Below are 14,790 nucleotides of genomic sequence, written 5' to 3'. Positions count from 1 at the left end.
GCGTCGGTTAGAGTGCGGGATGGGCGGAGTCGTGCTCGGCGTGGGCCTCGCCGCGATCCACGGCGTCCGGCGCAGGGTCGATGATGCGGATCGTGCCGGCGCCGCCGTCGATCTCGATCAGCGCGCCGTCGGGGATCAGGGTGGTGGCGTTGGCGACCGCCACCACGGTCGGGATGCCCAGCAGCCGGCCGGTGATCGCGGTGTGCGAGAGCAGAGTGCCGCGCTCGACTACTAGCCCCTTCGCCGCCATCATCAGGAACAGCCAGCCCGGGTCGGTTTCGCGCGCGACCAGGATGGTGCCCTGGCAACTGTCGGCGCTGATGTCGGGTTCGAGCACACGTCGCGCGCGGGCACGCACCACGCCGGCCGACGAGCCGAGCCCCTGCAGGGTCGGCGCGACGACATCAGGCAAGACCGGAGCCGCGCGCTCGAGTGCAAGCGCGACGGGTAACTCGCGCGGCGTTGCGAGCAGGATCTCGGCGGCCGGCCGTGCCACGCAGGCATCGCGCTCGGCGCGGCGCAGCACGGCGAGCTCGCGCAAGCGACTGCCGGCCAGGGTGCCGTCGAACGCGCCCATCACTTCGGAAACCGACAGGTCGTGGACCTGCTGCGGACGATCGAGCCGGTCCGCTTTCGCAAGCGCGGCCCCCAGCGTCCACATGACTTGTCGCGACAGCCCGTATAGCTGGGTCCGGCAGAAGCGCATGTCCTCGCGCATCGCCACGTATTCGCGGGCACGGCGCGCGAAGCCGCGCAACACGGCACGTCGCAGGCGCGACGGGCAGCGCCGCGCTAGTTCCTGGTCTGCCTCGTGCGCGGCGCGGGCCTCGTCGGCTTCCAGCGTGGCGAGGCTGATGCCGCGTCGCACGTAGGGCATCAGCATGTTCAGCAGCATCCAGGGTTGCTGGCGCGGGGTCGGCTCCTCGAGCTTGAGGTCGTGCATCGCGCGATCGCCGTATCGCGCCAGGTAGGCCAGCGCGGCGTCGGCCAGCGCGGCGCCGTAGCGATGCCCGGCCAGTGCGCGCCACAGCTCGGCCAGCGGCACGGCTTGCGCCGAATCACGGTCGAGCAGGGCAGCGCGGAATGCCGGGTGCGCGCCGGCCTGCTCGGCCAGCGCGACGACCGCGCGTACCGCCAGCAGAGAGCGGTTCGGCCGGCCGCCGATCAGCAGGCCCGCCAGCGTGCGTACGTCGGCACCGGTCCACCGACGCAGCAAGGCCTTGAAGACGCGGAGTTCGAGCATCGCGTAGAGCGAATTGGTCAGGGTGACACCCCAGCGCACTCCAACCTGCGCCCACATCCGTCGGTAGAACGCGATCAGCTGATCAGGCGCGTGTCCCGAAAGATCGCCTGCCTCGCGCATCAGCGCATCCCACCAGCCGAGGAATTCGCGTACCTGTGCGGCATGGCGCATGCGGCGCAGCAACAAGCCGGGCACGCCGGCGAGCGCGCGGGCCGTGGTCCAGCGCGGCCGCTCGCGTGCCGGACCCGTGACGCCCATGGCCTCTTCCCAGATTGAGCGCATCAGTTCGAATACCGGCATCTGCCCGTGCAGCGCGTGCCAGGCGTCGAGCCGGTAGTAGATGCGACCGTCGAGCCAAGCGACCAGTTGCTCCAAGTGGTGCCGATGCGCATCCAGGCGAGCGGCGGGCACGCCCATGCGGTGGTAGAGGTCGCCGAAGGCGCGCTGGTAGAACAGCTGCGATTGCGAGTAGGTCAGCGCGGACGACACGCCCGGATAACTCTCGGTGATGTTGTAGTTGCACCAGTAGAGCGGCGGTGCGTCGTGGCGCGCCACCATCGGACGAGCCTGCACCAGGTGGATCGTGCCGTCGGCGGTTAGGGCGCCCTCGATATCCTGCGCGCAGCCGAAATGCGCTTCGACCGCCAGCGCCAGTTGCGCAACCCGGCGTGCTTCGTCGTCACCGAGCACGGGCAGCGCAGCGAGCGCCTCCGGCACGGCCACGATGACCAGTTCGCCATTGCCGCGCTGACCGTCGCGCACCACCATCGCCCGCTTGGTAACGGTCTGCGTGCGCACGCGCCCAGCCTCGACGAAGAAGTGGTCGACGTCGGCTTTTTCCTGTACCACGCCTTCGCCGATGCCGTGTGCGGCGGCGATCACGACGCGCCGTTCGCTGTCGCGAGGATCGCGCGTGAAGGCAACGAACGAGCGGTTGCCCTCGATCATGCGCTGCACGCCGACCGCCACGCGGGCGCTGGACGGATCCAACCCGCGCCAGAGCCGGTAGCGCACCGCGCGCTCCGTATAGGCGGAAGCCCAGCAGCGCGCGATGGTTTCCGCCAGGTGGGCGCGGGTCACGTAGAGGAAGCTGTCCGACATACCCGCGAACGGGTCATGCGAGCTGTCCTCGCCATCCTCGAGCTGCCGCCCGTTGGCATCGACCGCCGGCACCACGCAGGCGCGCACGGCCACCAGCGCGTCCGGCCCAAAGCGGGCATCGAACTCGGCCAGCAGCGTGTCGACCCAGCGGGCGGGCATGACCAATGTGGCAAGCTCGCCTGCCAGGGCGGCGCAGCGGCCGGCTATCGGGTCGCCCGCGGCGTGAATCGGCTGCTCGACAGGCACCGGTCCCAGCGCGGTGGCGGCCAGTGCCTGTGCCGCATCGAACATCGGTGCGGGCACACAGAACAGGTCGGGCACGTTCATGCCGGCCTCGCGCATGCGGGCGAGCCGGGCGAATTTGTTGCCGACCAGGCGTGCGTCGAGCGCGTCCGGGCCGCCGCGCACCAGCGTCATGGAAAGCGCGATCGGGTTCATCACCAGATCCCCGGCAGCAAGCGCGGCTTGGCGGAGGCATATTCCGCATAACCGGGCATGTCCCACAGCACGCGTTCCTCGACCACGATGCGCCGGATCACGGCGGCGAACAGCAGGGCCAGGCAAAACGCGGCCAGCGGCGTGGGAAACGCCAGCACCAGGCCGACATGCGCGGCGAGCATGCCGCAATAGGCGGGATGCCGGATCACTCGGTACAGGCCGGTGGTCACCGCCACCTGGTCGGTGCGGCGCGCCACGTGGTGGGTATAGAAGCGCCCGAGGGTCTTGATCGCGATCTCGCGAATCAGCACGCCGGCCACGAACAGCAGCAGCCCGATCGCGCTCCACGGCAGCGGCGCGGCTGCGTGCGGCGCGAGCAGGGTGGCGGCCATCACCGCGCCGCGAGCCAGGCCGTAGGGCAGCAGCGTGCGGGTCTCCTTCATCGCTGCCGAGGCCTGGAACGTGACGGGCGCCTCGTAGAGCACCCAGGCTGCATAGAGGCCGACCAGCGCGTACGCGAATACCGGGTTGGCATCGTCGCTGCTCCACTGCACCGCCAGGCCGCCGGCCAGGATCGCGAGGAACAGCACGAACAGGAAGCGAGGTGCATGGAACATGCGGCGCGACGAGGGGCTATCGAAGGATTTCATGCGTGCCAGTTCTCCGGGCAGGGCAGCGCGGTGTCGACCAGGCGATGCCAGTATTCATGGAAGTGTGTGCAGCGGCCGTCGGCGGCGAAGCGCATCGTCAGGACGCCGGAGCCGGTGCGCGGGACGCGGGTTACGGGGTCGTGCAGGATGCACCACCACTCGACCACGCCGCGATGGCCGTCCTGTAACGCTCGATCAAACCAGATGCGCGGATCGATCTGCTTGTCGAGCACGCCGATCCAGTGCTTGCGGATGCCGTCCGGACCGCGATGCGGTTCGCCGAACGGACCTTGGAAATAGATCGCGTCGGGTGCGAACAGCGCCGCGACGGCATCGACGTCGCGCGCGCGCCAGGCCGCTTCGAGGCCGTCCACCCAGGCTTGCGCGTCGATGCTGGTCGCGGCCCGCGGGTCGCGCCACGGATGCCATGCGGCGGGTTGTGTCGCTTGATTCATGAGAGCCACCTCGGAGTATCGGAAATTTTCAGGACGGCGCAGGACACGGCGGTCGCGGCGCCACCGCTCGCCATCAGCAGCAGATGGTCGCCGGGGCCGACCTGCCGCGTGTCCACCAGGTGCTCGAGTCCGACCACCGGGTCGCAGGTAGCGAGGTGGCCGAGCGTGCGACCGAACTCGACTACGCCGCGCGAGGTGTTAATCCCGAGCTTGGGCAAGAACTGCTGGAGGTAGCGCTCCTGGCCCGTGAACACGTGCACCACGCGCGCGACCTGCTCGGGCAGGATGCCTGCCTCGTCCATCGCCTCGCGTCCCACCTCGACGCGCGCGGCGTTCAGGCGCCGGAGCATCGAGACCATCGCGCCCGGGTAGCGCTGCTCGTGAGCGCTGAAGCGTGGGCCGAGCCGGACCGGAGCGACGTTGCCGGAGCGCGGCGGGAACAGCGGTTCGCCGCCGCGATAGATTTCCTCCATCGACGAGAGCGAGCGCGTCGCCAGGCTCAGCACCTGGGCAAAGCCGTCCCGGTTGGAGAGCACCAAGGCAGCGCCGGCGTCGCCGAGAATCGAGCCACGTCCCGTCTGGGTGTTCATCGCATAGCACCAGCGCCCAGCCGGATCCGGGTCGCCGCCGGGATCGAAGCCGAAATTGTCGGCACAGGTCACCAGCGCGCCATGTCTACCAGGTACCGCGAGATAGGCGTCGAGCAGTTCGAAGGCGGCAAAGACGGCGGTGCAGCCCTGGCGCAAATCGAGCGAAGGCACGCCACGCCCCACCGCGTGATGTTCGATGTAGCTGTGTGGAAACCAGCCATGTGGGCCTTGTGGGTAGATCGAGGCGTGCAGCACGATGTCGATCGCGGCGGTGGCATCGTCGCCCGCGCGCTCGATTGCGGTACGGGCGGCCGCTACGGCCATCTCGGGCGGTGCGCGGTCGCCGGCCACGCTGGCGCTGAGCCAGCCATCGGCTTCCACGCTACGGGGGTCGTACCAGCCTCGCTCGACCGCCATGTGCGTGCCGACACGAGGCGGCAGATAGGAACCGAGGCTGCGGATATGAAGCGAAGACAGCTTCATGCGTCCTCCTTCATCAGCGAGTCGGCCTCCGCCGGCATGGCTGAGCCCAAGCTGCGCATCAGCGCCTGCACTGACTTCCGGGCGTGGCGCTCCTCCAGCGAATCGAGCGCGTCGCGTGTGATGACGGCGAATTCAAGCGTGCCCTTTGCAACCGGCTGACCGATCTGGATGATGCGGACATCGACCCGGAATTCCAGGCGCCTGGCTTTCGAGGCTGGGTTGAGATGCAGGACGCTATCGACCTCCGCATCCAAAGGGAACAGGAAGTTGTCGAAACTGGACGTCCAGTTGAGCAACACGAAGCTATGGCGATCACCGAGTACGGAGATCGCTTCGTGTCGTTCGGCTGCTGCTATCACCATCTGTCGCATCGCCTCGAGCATCACCATGCCCGATAGATGCCAGCCGGTCATGTGGTCCTGCATCAGTTCGTTGTCGTTGTCGATGGACAGGCGGGCGCGCAGTCGGTTGGGTTCGCTCGATTCGAGGTCGGCCAGCAGGATGTTTTTTTCCAAGTGCTTGTGGACATGCGCACGAGCAGCCTTGCGCGGCATGCGTTCCGGAATCGCGATGCGCTCCGAAAGCGCACGTCGTTTTATTTCATCTGCGATATAAAGCTTGTCGTAGGAGTTGATGCCTTGGCCAAAGTAAAGATGATGCCTCGCCTGGAGGCTGTCGTATTGGCCATGTTTTAGATGTGAAATAAAATCATAAAGACCGAAGACGTGATCTGGCGTGCCGATTCCGGTAAATCTCTGTCCGACAATCAGAATGATATTCATGGTTTTCGTAAATGATTGATCAAATCAAAATCGCCGCGTTTGCTTATGCCAAGCAAGCTGAATTGCGTTGAATTGTGGTGCTTGAGCAGGAGGCTTGGTGATTGCCCCAACCAGAACGTCATCTGGTCGGAAAAATGGCTAAGCCGCCTTCGGTATGTCAAGCAAAGCGGAATGGCGTGCGATCATCGATGTTTCATGAGTGCTGGTTAATGGTATAGCGGTTTCGGCAACATTTCGGCTGTATTGATCCATGCGTCGACGCATTGGTGGTGCTGCCGGAAGACCCTTTGCAGAGGCATATCCAGCTCATTGCTCTCGACAATGTCAAGGGCTCGACTTTCAATCGGATGCGGATAAATAATATTTTTTACGATGGCTATATGGATTTATATGATCCTCATTTTTTATCAATTGTTTGCGAGTGAGTGGTGAATAAATTGTGGGTTGCTAATTGATTGCGTATTTGGAGATTGAATTTGAACATCGATTAAATGTCATGTCTGTCATGACAAACTATGACATATGGTGCGTATTCGCCAACTTTGGTGGGGTGATGTATCTCAATTGTGGTGCGCGCTATTAAGGGAGCCATGAGTTCAGTAATTTTCGTGCAATGCACCATGCATTACGCGATGCGTCGCTCGAAGCGCTGCAATTTTTGGTGTGCTATGCGGCGGCTCGGCAAAAACTTGCTGGCGTTGCGGGAGAGTTAAAAAGATAGATGTAGGGTTCGCTTGTGCCGATAAGCGCAAAATATCTTCCTTGTTTTGTGGTTTGCGGTCGAGGATCGATAGATCCCGGGGTGGCAATGTCCAGTTGAAGACGCTAGTGCTGAAAACCGGTGTGACCGATTCGGAGCACCGTTCAAGCGCGCGGGAACCCTGTACGAAGCGCGGCGCTCGGACGACTGGATCACACTGAAATGCCGCCTCTGCCAAGGGTTCGTGATCGCCGTCTACACGGGGCCAAGCGGCAGCGCTTTCGCCTTCGGGGCTCTGCTCGTCGGCCTGCACGATGCGGGCCCAGGTGAGCTACGCTACGCAGGCAAGTTCGGCGCCGGCATCAACGAGACCGCGCTACACATGATCCTCGGCCATTTGAAGGCGCTCGAAACGACGCAATCGCCACCGGCGAATCCTGCCAGGGGCTACGAAGCGAAGGGCGTCCATTGGGTCAGTCCGAAGCTCCTGGTCGAGGTCGCCTATGTGCAGATGACACGCGAGAGTGTGGTTCGGCATCCGGTCTTTCATCGGTCGCGAACGGATAATCCGCCTTATCTTTTTGTGGATGAGATGTCACGACGCTACTCCGTGAAGTTTCCGGCCTTGTGCCGGCGGAGGTCATTTGTGAGCGTCGGTAGCTACCGCTCCCCGATCTCGAAGAGATGAGCCGCGACGAGCTGCTGTGAAAGGTGTCGAAGGCCCACCAGCGCGCTCGATCCCGAGAGGATCGGCGAGGTGCTCGGCGTGATATGGGTGCTGGCCGGGCGCGGCATGATCATGCTGGTGGTCACCCACGAGATGGGCTTCACGCGCGAGGTGTCGGGCCAAGTGGTGTTTCTGGACGGCGGCGAGCTGGTGGAAACCAGCTCGCCCGAGGCTTTTTTCCAGCAGCCGGGAACCGAGCGCGCTGGGAAATTCCTGACCCGCTAGGCGGTCTGATCGTTCGCGCCACGATTCCCTGTTCGTTGAGGCATGGGCGAGCCGCTCATACAGAGCGCCCATACTGCGTGGGCGCTCGGTTACCTACCGCAGGCGTAGACAATCGCCTCCGGTCGCTCCATACCCTACTGGCCAATATGCGCGCGAATCCCGTCGCTGATCTGCTGCAGCGCGGCCTGCGTCGACGGCACCTGGCGCAATGCGTTGAGCAGGACGAAATCGTGGATCGTGCCGTTGTAGCGCACCGCGGCCACCACGTTGCCCGACTCCTTGAGCTTGCGGGCGTAGGCTTCGCCCTCGTCACGCAGCGGATCGTTCTCGGCGGTCACCACCAGTGCCGGCGGCAGGTCCTTCAGTTCGTCGGCGCTGGCGCGCAGCGGCGAGACATACGGGTTGTCGCGCGTCTTCGCGTCCGGCGCATACAGATCCCAGCCGTACTTCATGAACGAGCGCGCCAGAAAGCGATCGGTGCCGTACTGATGGTAGGAGTCGGTATCGACGCTCGCGTCGGTGGCGGGAATCAACAAGGCCTGGTAGCTGATCTTCGGGCCCTGGCGGTCCTTTGCCATCAGGGCGAGCGCCGCCGCCATGTTGCCGCCTACCGAGTTGCCAGCCACTGCGATGCGGCTGCCGTCGGCGCCGAAATCGGCGGCGTGTTCCGAAATCCACTTGAGCGTCGCGTAGGACTGGTCGAGCTGGACCGGGAATTTCGCCTGCGGCAGCGGCGTGTAGTCGACGAACACGCCGACCTGTCCCGACTGGACCACGAGGTCGCGCAGCAGGCGTTGATGGTTCGCGAAATTGCCGACGATCCACACGCCGCCGTGGATGAACAGCAGCACGCCCGGCTTGCCCTTCACATGGTCGGGCTTCATCACGTAGACCTTGAACGCGTGGCCGTCCGCGTTCATGGTGCGTTCGGTGGTCGTGACGCCCGACAGGTCCACCGGCGTCTTGTTCTGCAGACCGGTCAGGATGTCTTGCGGTTGCGGTTGGGGCAGCTTCCAGAATTCACTGCTGTCCTTGTTGATGTCGACCAGGAACGAGCGCACCTGGGGATCGAGGTGCGGGTCGGTGGCGACGTCCTGGGCGATGGCGGCTTGGCTCATGATGGTGGCTCCTGCGAGAACGGTGGCGAGTTTGGAAAGGCGGTTCATGGTGAGACTCCTGGACGGTAGTCGGCTACGTGAAAGAATCCTGCTTCGATCGTGTCGCGGAGTCCTTTTCCCGTGAGAGGCATCCGGTTCCGCGATGGATGCAAAGTTATCCGCGCCGACGGCCCGCGACCATTCACGCTTAGGTATGAGTCGGCCAGAATTACGGCCTGGCCATCACGCCAAGTCCATGACCGGAAAGGAAAATCGGGTTCGCGCCGGATGGCGGGCCGAGCGGCTTCATACCAAGGTATGGGAGGCGCTCCGGTGCGCCGTGTAGTCGCTACAATCACGTCGATCGTCGGCATCCGGCCGGCCTTTTTCGTTTTCCGCACCGACCGAGATGCGCCCATGAATGACGAGCAAGCCGTGATCGGGACACCGATGCGCCATACCTTGATGATCGCGATCGCACTGACGGCGCTGATCTGCGCCTTCGACACCTGGGGGCCCCTGGCCGGGACGGCGGCGGTGCTTTACCCGGCCGTGATCCTGCTGATGGCGCCGTTCGGCAGGCGCCATGTGCTGGCGGCCGGTGCAATTACGGCGGCGCTCACGCTGCTGTCGTTCGTCTTCCTGCAGTTCGTCCTTCTTCATCGCGATGCCGCGACGGCCTCGGCAGGCGTGCCGCTTGGCCTCAGCCTGGTGCTGATCGTGAGCGTGACCGCCCTGTCGTTGCGCGATCGCTTTATCCGCACCACGCTGCGGGAGCAGGCGCGGATTCTCGAACTCACGCACGACACGGTCATCATCCGCGACCCGCACGACGTCATCCTGTACTGGAACGACGGCGCGCAGCAGCTTTACGGATGGACGCGCGAGGAGGCGGTCGGGCGCGTTTGCAGCGATCTGCTGCATTGCGCGTTTCCGTCGGCGGAAGTGCGATCGACGCTGGACACGCGCGGGCAGTGGTCCGGCGAAATCGTCCGGACCCGGCGCGATGGTTCGCGCATCGTGCTGGCCAGCCGCTGGCTCGCGCGCCGGGACCCCGGCGGCCGCGCGATCGGCGTGATCGAGTCGAGCGCGGATCTGACCGAGTTGCGGCGCGCCGATCTCGAGCGCCGCGCCTCGGAGCGGCGTTATCGAACCATTTTCGATCTCGCCGGTTTCGCCGCCTGGGAATCGGACTGGTCCGCCAGCTTGCGCGTGGTGCGAGAACAGGCGCCCGTCGATGCGCCCCTCGATACCTGGCTGGTGGCGCATCCCGACGTGGTCGAGCGGGCGATCGCCGGGGCGGTGGTGAGAAACGGCAATCAGGCAGCGGTCGATTTGTTCGAGACCGGCAGTGTGGAGCGTCTGGTGGGCTCGAATCCCTGCCGCGCGCATCCGCCTGAAGGGCGCGGCGGCTTCGCGCGGATTCTCGCGGCGCTGGCTGGGGGCGCCGCCATGGCCGAGAGTGAAACGCGGCTGATCACGCCCAGCGGTCGTATTGCCGATGTGGTGCTGCGCGTGAGCCTGCTGCCCGAGGGGGACCAGGGTTCGCATGTCCTGCTGATGGCGTTCGATGTGACCGAGCGCAACGAGGCGCGCGCAAGGATCGAGGCCGCCTCGGCCGAGCTTGCCCACGCGGCGCGCGTGTCCATGCTCGGCCAGTTGTCGGCCTCGATCGCGCATGAGGTCAATCAGCCGCTGACCGCGATCATCAACTACGCGCGCTCCGGACAGCGTTGGCTGGACCGCCCGGAGCCGGACCTCGGGGAAATCCGGCATTGCCTGGACAAGATCACGGCGAGCGGCACGCGCGCGGCCGAGGTGATCGGTCGGGTCCGGTCGCTGGCGCGCAAGGCGCCCCCCCAGGCTACGCTGCTCGATCTGACCGAGCTGGCCGACGATGCGATCGAGCTGGTCGGACGGGAGGTCCGGCACGCCGATATCACGCTCAGGCGCGACTGGAGCGGTGAGCTGCCCAAGGTGTGTGCCGATCGCGTGCAAGTGCAGCAGGTGCTGGTGAACCTGATGATGAACAGCATCCAGGCGATGCATGATCCTGGCTCAAGCAAGCGCGAGCTCCGGATCGGTGCCGCGCAACAGCCTGACGGCATGGTCCAGCTTCGCGTGCAGGATACCGGCCCCGGTTTTCCCGACCATGCCTCGCACGTTTTCGAGCCGTTTTTCACCACCAAGGCGGACGGCATGGGCATGGGATTGTCGATCTGCCGGTCGATCATCGAGGCCCAGGGCGGGCGCATCAGCGCCGCGAACAACCCGCACGGACCGGGCGCCGAGGTGAGGTTCACGCTGCCGGCGGCATACGCGGAGCCGCTGGCGTCTGTCTGATGCAAACCTTGGTATGTGTGGCGTGCCTCGATGCATGTCACTAATATCGGCTTTCAGGGATCGCGGATGCGCCGCGGCGAGGGCGACATGGCAGGTGGCAAGGATACGTTGATTGGCATTGTCGACGACGACGAGGAAGTGCGCGACAGCATCGGCACCCTGTTTCGCTCGGCTGGCATCGCCGTGCGCGGTTTTGAAGCCGCCGAGTCGCTGCTGGCATCGGTCGAATTGCCGACCATGCGATGCGTCATCACCGACCTGCACATGCATGGCATGGACGGCCTCGATCTGCAGCGCGAGCTGAAGGCGCGCGGTCGCGACGTGCCGGTGATCCTGATGACGGCCTATCCGACTCCCGAGGCTCGCGAGCGGGCCCGGTTGCTTGGCGTGGCCCGCTTCGTGGCAAAGCCGGCGGATCCCGAGTGGTTGCTCGGCGAAGTCGAAACCTTGTTGCTTGCCTGAGCCTGCTCCGGCGCCAGGCCACGCCTCCCACATGAATGCACGCATCCGCCCGAGCGAGATCCACGATGAATGACACGCACGATCTGTCCGCCAGTGAACTGATCTGTATCGTCGACGACGATGCCGACGTGCGCGAATCGCTCGATACCTTGCTGCGCTCCCATGGCCATCGTGTGCGCGCGTTCGACGGGCCCGAGGAATTCCTGGCTTGCGACGATATCGATGCGGCTGCCTGCCTGATTCTCGACGTGCGGCTGCGCGGCGTCGATGGCCTGGATTTCCAGCAAGAGCTGGCCGAAAGCGATACATCGCTGCCCGTCATCCTGATGAGCGGCTACGGCGATATCCCGATGACCGTACGCGGCATGCGGGCCGGGGCTATCACGTTTTTATCCAAGCCGTTTGACGAATCCGCGATGCTGGCCGCGATCGACGAGGCGCTGACGCGGGGCCGCGAGCAGCGCACGGTGTCGCGGGAGAAGGCCTTGCTGCGAGCGCGTTTCGAAGCCTTGACGCCGCGCGAGCGCGATGTGCTCGGGCTGGTTTCCGCGGGCCTGATGAACAAACAGATCGCCGGCAGGCTGGAACTCAGCGAGATCACCGTGAAGATTCATCGCGGCAACCTGATGCGCAAGATGGAAGCCGATTCGCTCGCGGACCTCGTGCTGATGGCACAGACGCTCGGCGTACGGGAACCAGTGTCGCGCTACCAGAAATGACGTGGGGCCGTCGGTCATGGCTTGTCGACGCCACTTCGGTGTTCGATTTCGCCGGTCCGTCCTTTCCATCTTTCATGGAGCGCGGCGCCGACCACGAAGAACAGCGTGTGCGCCACCGCGAAGGCCGCGAGGCCGCCGGGCGTCAGCACGCGGGAGCCCGCGAAGCCTTCGCCGAGCATGGGCAGTACCATGCCGGCGTTGAGCAGCCAGACGATCGCCGCGGCGAGCACACCCTTGAGGAGTGCTGGGGCGCGCCAGGAGCCCAACAGTAGTCCGTAGACGATGATCATCGCGATCCCGACAGCCACGTGGAAAAACTGTTGGAAAATCCAGGTGCCGGCGATTCCCGGCGTATGTTCGTGGCCCGCGAGCGTGAGCAGGAGCTTGAGCAATCCGCCGCGCGCGATGACGATGCCGACTGCATCCGCGGCGCTGAGCAGGACCGTATTCAGGAGAATCGAAGGAATGCCGGCGCGTAAGCCGACGCTCAGTTGCGCACCGATTCCTGATGCGGCGGTCCCGTTCTGGTGAGGACGATTACCTGTCCTCCCCGTTCGTCGACGAGGAGTTGGCGGCCCGTGTGATGGCACTGTACCGTAGGCAGTCGCGTGCTCGTCCTTCCCCGCTTGCCGAACCGATGCTGCAACTCCATGCGCCAGGCATCACGCTCGACCGGATCAGGCGGGTCGCATTGATCGGTTCAACCTTGGTGATGCTTCGGCCGACGGAATTCCGGCTGCTGGAATTCATGATGTTGAACCCGCAACGCACCGTTACGCGCCGGATGAATCTCGAAGCGGTCTGGCAGCGTAATTTCGATCCGGGCACCAATGTCGTCGAGGTACATATCAAGCAGCTCCGGAGCAAACTCTACGATCGTGACGGCAGCCGTTTCATTCGAACGGTGCGTGGTTCGTCGGGGTATTATTTTTTATGCAAACCCCTTCGTGAGCCTGATTCATCCTTCTTGTCGACCAAATCTGGTGTTGTCGGCTAAGGGTGGTTTTACGACAAGGCAGGGCAAGGACCGACATCTGTGCATTTGCTGCCCGATGGCACCCATCGCCTTTGAACAGGCCGCGGTGTGAGGGTCCGGGGTGTCTGGTGTGCTCTGGACAGTTCACTATGGCTTGCAGCCGGACTTTGGCATACTTCTCAGATGCCAAATCAACCTTCCCATGCAGGCCTTATGACTCCAACCGATGCTCATCAGCAGTTCTTAGGTTATGCCCAGCAGCACTGGAAGCGTGACAGCAACAACGTCGGCGGCTATAGCGCACTGTTCGCAGGCCACCGCGCGCGTATACAGTACGAGGTCGATGGGGCATGGTATCTCATATATTTGGGCTTTCGCTCGACACCGCAGGTATCCGTTAAGGAAGCTGAGCAGATGGCGCCAACCTTCGTGCGGGCGGTGCTTGCCCATATGACGAGCTTGATTGTGGACTCTCTGGGAGAGCCGATATGACGCACGCTATTTCTACCTTTATCGCTCTCGCGCGGCAGGCCTCCAAAGGCAGTGTCGAGTGGGGCGGTTACCGCTGGAAAATCACGCGTACCGGCCTCACGACGTCATTAGAACGTGTCGAAATAGGAACGCTTTCGCACATCCGGATTGTTGAAACGCTCAGCTCCCAGGCGGATGAGGGGCCGAGCTATCACGCCACCGTTAGAGCATCCGACATCGCTCGGCTGGTCGCATACAACGGAAACCTGAGTTCAGCTCAGGCTGGCTGTTCTTGGACTGAGGCTTTTCAATGGGGCACGCGCAAGATCGGTGGTGTTACCTGGCGCGCCTGCTCAGTTAACGCCGAGTCATGGTATGCAGTGATCGAGGGAAGCATAGCCGAGATTTTTCGACACGAAGACTACGGGCACACTCGCTATATTGTGACGCGCAGCTTGATTCTCGGGCGACAGGCGATTGAACTCAAGTTGCTCGATCTCGCGTCTAAGGACGAGCCGCCAAGCCTAGTGAGTTTTGAACAGGCGTCGGACCTCGCGCAGACGTTGCCCGACTTCGCGCTCGATCGAATGCGCATGCCGTCGCCGGCTAGCATCGAAGGCCGAGCACAGTGAGACGAGGCGGAGCGCCGTCAATGAAGATGCTAGCTCGTATTGGGGCATGGTTTGCTGTGATTGCATGGTGATGTCCCCGTGCTGGTGACGCGCCGCACTATTCGCTCGGCGCTCTAGTGGCAACTGAGAAATCCGTATTGGACCACGCTCTGAGCAGTATCGGCGTGGACTTTATGGTGACATGTGTCTTGCCGCTTTACTATGTTTTGCGGGGGGCGGGGCGGCGTGATCGGCCACTGCGCTGATGGATGAGATTGTTGCCCGGTAGCGGGGTTGCCCTTGCCACTAGCTTCGTCGCTAGACATCTTAGAATGGGTTGGTCCACGAAATAAACGAGTGCCGTCGCAGATGCAGAGCGGGTCAAAGAGGCATGCATCGTTGCCTATGTAACATGGTGCAGACGACGTGCTGCAAGCCTAAGCGATCGCGTGAACGTGATTGATCACATGCGTGGCGGATGTATCGTCGAGCGCGCCGAGGAAGCGGGTGGTCCACCAGTGCACGTCGTGCTTGCGGATCTCGGCGAGCAGGGCCGTGTGGCGCCGCACGCGCTCGTCCAGCGGCATGGCCAGGGCTGCCTGGATCGCGCGCGCGGTGCCCTGGATGTCGTAGGGATTGACCAGCAGCGCGTCGGTCAACTGCTCGGCGGCGCCGGCGAAGCGCGACAGCACCAGCACGCCGGGGTCCTTGCCGTCC

General features: G+C 64.0%; 15 protein-coding genes and 1 pseudogene. 8 read left to right on the top strand and 8 right to left on the bottom strand.

Annotated elements, in window-relative coordinates; translation table 11 throughout:
* Window positions 1-7 precede the first annotated feature (7 nt).
* From F3J18_RS04380 to F3J18_RS04360, 5 genes are read right to left on the bottom strand one after another with little or no spacing between them, the layout of a single operon-like run.
* Window positions 8-2,782, bottom strand: coding sequence for a PEP/pyruvate-binding domain-containing protein (locus tag F3J18_RS04380; RefSeq protein WP_166911552.1), 2,775 nt, complete (start codon window positions 2,780-2,782; stop codon window positions 8-10).
* A complete protein-coding gene (locus F3J18_RS04375; RefSeq protein WP_166911550.1) occupies window positions 2,782-3,432 on the bottom strand; it encodes an isoprenylcysteine carboxylmethyltransferase family protein in 651 nt (216 codons plus the stop codon). The genes F3J18_RS04380 and F3J18_RS04375 overlap by 1 nt, the downstream gene beginning before the upstream one ends.
* On the bottom strand, window positions 3,429-3,887 hold the full coding sequence (locus tag F3J18_RS04370; protein ID WP_240154483.1) for a nuclear transport factor 2 family protein: 459 nt from the start codon (window positions 3,885-3,887) through the stop codon (window positions 3,429-3,431). Before F3J18_RS04370 ends, F3J18_RS04375 begins: the two co-directional genes overlap by 4 nt.
* A complete protein-coding gene (locus F3J18_RS04365) occupies window positions 3,884-4,960 on the bottom strand; it encodes a ketoacyl-ACP synthase III family protein (protein ID WP_166911548.1) in 1,077 nt (358 codons plus the stop codon). Before F3J18_RS04365 ends, F3J18_RS04370 begins: the two co-directional genes overlap by 4 nt.
* A complete protein-coding gene (locus F3J18_RS04360; protein WP_166911546.1) occupies window positions 4,957-5,742 on the bottom strand; it encodes an AfsA-related hotdog domain-containing protein in 786 nt (261 codons plus the stop codon). Before F3J18_RS04360 ends, F3J18_RS04365 begins: the two co-directional genes overlap by 4 nt.
* Window positions 5,743-6,686: 944 nt before the next feature.
* Between F3J18_RS04360 and F3J18_RS04355 the strand changes: the two genes are divergently transcribed.
* Window positions 6,687-7,130, top strand: coding sequence for a hypothetical protein (locus tag F3J18_RS04355; protein WP_345891693.1), 444 nt, complete (start codon window positions 6,687-6,689; stop codon window positions 7,128-7,130).
* 33 nt (window positions 7,131-7,163) lie between these two features.
* Window positions 7,164-7,394, top strand: a pseudogene (locus F3J18_RS04350) (amino acid ABC transporter ATP-binding protein); the annotation flags it as partial.
* Window positions 7,395-7,528: 134 nt separating this feature from the next.
* Here F3J18_RS04350 and F3J18_RS04345 read toward each other — a convergent pair.
* On the bottom strand, window positions 7,529-8,512 hold the full coding sequence (locus F3J18_RS04345) for an alpha/beta hydrolase (RefSeq protein ID WP_230686075.1): 984 nt from the start codon (window positions 8,510-8,512) through the stop codon (window positions 7,529-7,531).
* 396 nt (window positions 8,513-8,908) lie between these two features.
* Between F3J18_RS04345 and F3J18_RS04340 the strand changes: the two genes are divergently transcribed.
* The 3 genes from F3J18_RS04340 to F3J18_RS04330 all read left to right on the top strand — a co-directional run bounded on the left by F3J18_RS04340 (window position 8,909) and on the right by F3J18_RS04330 (window position 12,015).
* Window positions 8,909-10,834, top strand: a complete 1,926-nt coding sequence (locus F3J18_RS04340; RefSeq protein WP_205195297.1) for an ATP-binding protein — start codon at window positions 8,909-8,911, stop codon at window positions 10,832-10,834.
* Window positions 10,835-10,864: 30 nt separating this feature from the next.
* Window positions 10,865-11,296, top strand: a complete 432-nt coding sequence (locus F3J18_RS04335) for a response regulator (protein ID WP_205195296.1) — start codon at window positions 10,865-10,867, stop codon at window positions 11,294-11,296.
* 65 nt (window positions 11,297-11,361) lie between these two features.
* Entirely contained in the window at window positions 11,362-12,015 is a 654-nt protein-coding gene (locus F3J18_RS04330) for a response regulator (RefSeq protein ID WP_166911544.1), read from the top strand.
* Between the two features lie 14 nt (window positions 12,016-12,029).
* On the opposite strand, the gene F3J18_RS04325 is transcribed toward F3J18_RS04330, so the two are convergent.
* The gene (locus tag F3J18_RS04325) at window positions 12,030-12,407 is read right to left on the bottom strand and encodes a hypothetical protein (protein ID WP_166911542.1); all 378 of its coding nucleotides are present in this window, start codon (window positions 12,405-12,407) and stop codon (window positions 12,030-12,032) included.
* A gap of 116 nt (window positions 12,408-12,523) precedes the next feature.
* On the opposite strand from F3J18_RS04325, the gene F3J18_RS04320 reads away from it, so the two are divergent.
* The 3 genes from F3J18_RS04320 to F3J18_RS04310 all read left to right on the top strand — a co-directional run bounded on the left by F3J18_RS04320 (window position 12,524) and on the right by F3J18_RS04310 (window position 14,094).
* Window positions 12,524-13,012: a response regulator transcription factor gene (locus tag F3J18_RS04320; RefSeq protein WP_166911540.1), complete on the top strand. Its 489-nt coding sequence runs from the start codon at window positions 12,524-12,526 to the stop codon at window positions 13,010-13,012.
* A gap of 192 nt (window positions 13,013-13,204) precedes the next feature.
* Window positions 13,205-13,483, top strand: a complete 279-nt coding sequence (locus F3J18_RS04315) for a hypothetical protein (protein ID WP_166911538.1) — start codon at window positions 13,205-13,207, stop codon at window positions 13,481-13,483.
* Complete coding sequence (locus F3J18_RS04310) at window positions 13,480-14,094, top strand: hypothetical protein (protein ID WP_166911536.1); 615 nt, start codon at window positions 13,480-13,482, stop codon at window positions 14,092-14,094. Before F3J18_RS04315 ends, F3J18_RS04310 begins: the two co-directional genes overlap by 4 nt.
* Before the next feature lie 416 nt (window positions 14,095-14,510).
* On the opposite strand, the gene F3J18_RS04305 is transcribed toward F3J18_RS04310, so the two are convergent.
* The coding region (locus F3J18_RS04305; protein WP_205195295.1) for a trehalose-6-phosphate synthase at window positions 14,511-14,790 on the bottom strand (280 nt) is incomplete at its 5' end.

Origin of the sequence: Burkholderia sp. Ax-1720, assembly GCF_011753035.1 — a bacterium.
Lineage (GTDB): Bacteria > Pseudomonadota > Gammaproteobacteria > Burkholderiales > Burkholderiaceae > Burkholderia > Burkholderia gladioli.
The sequence above is the reverse complement of the archived record's forward strand: the minus strand, read 5'-3'. Positions and strand labels throughout refer to the sequence as shown.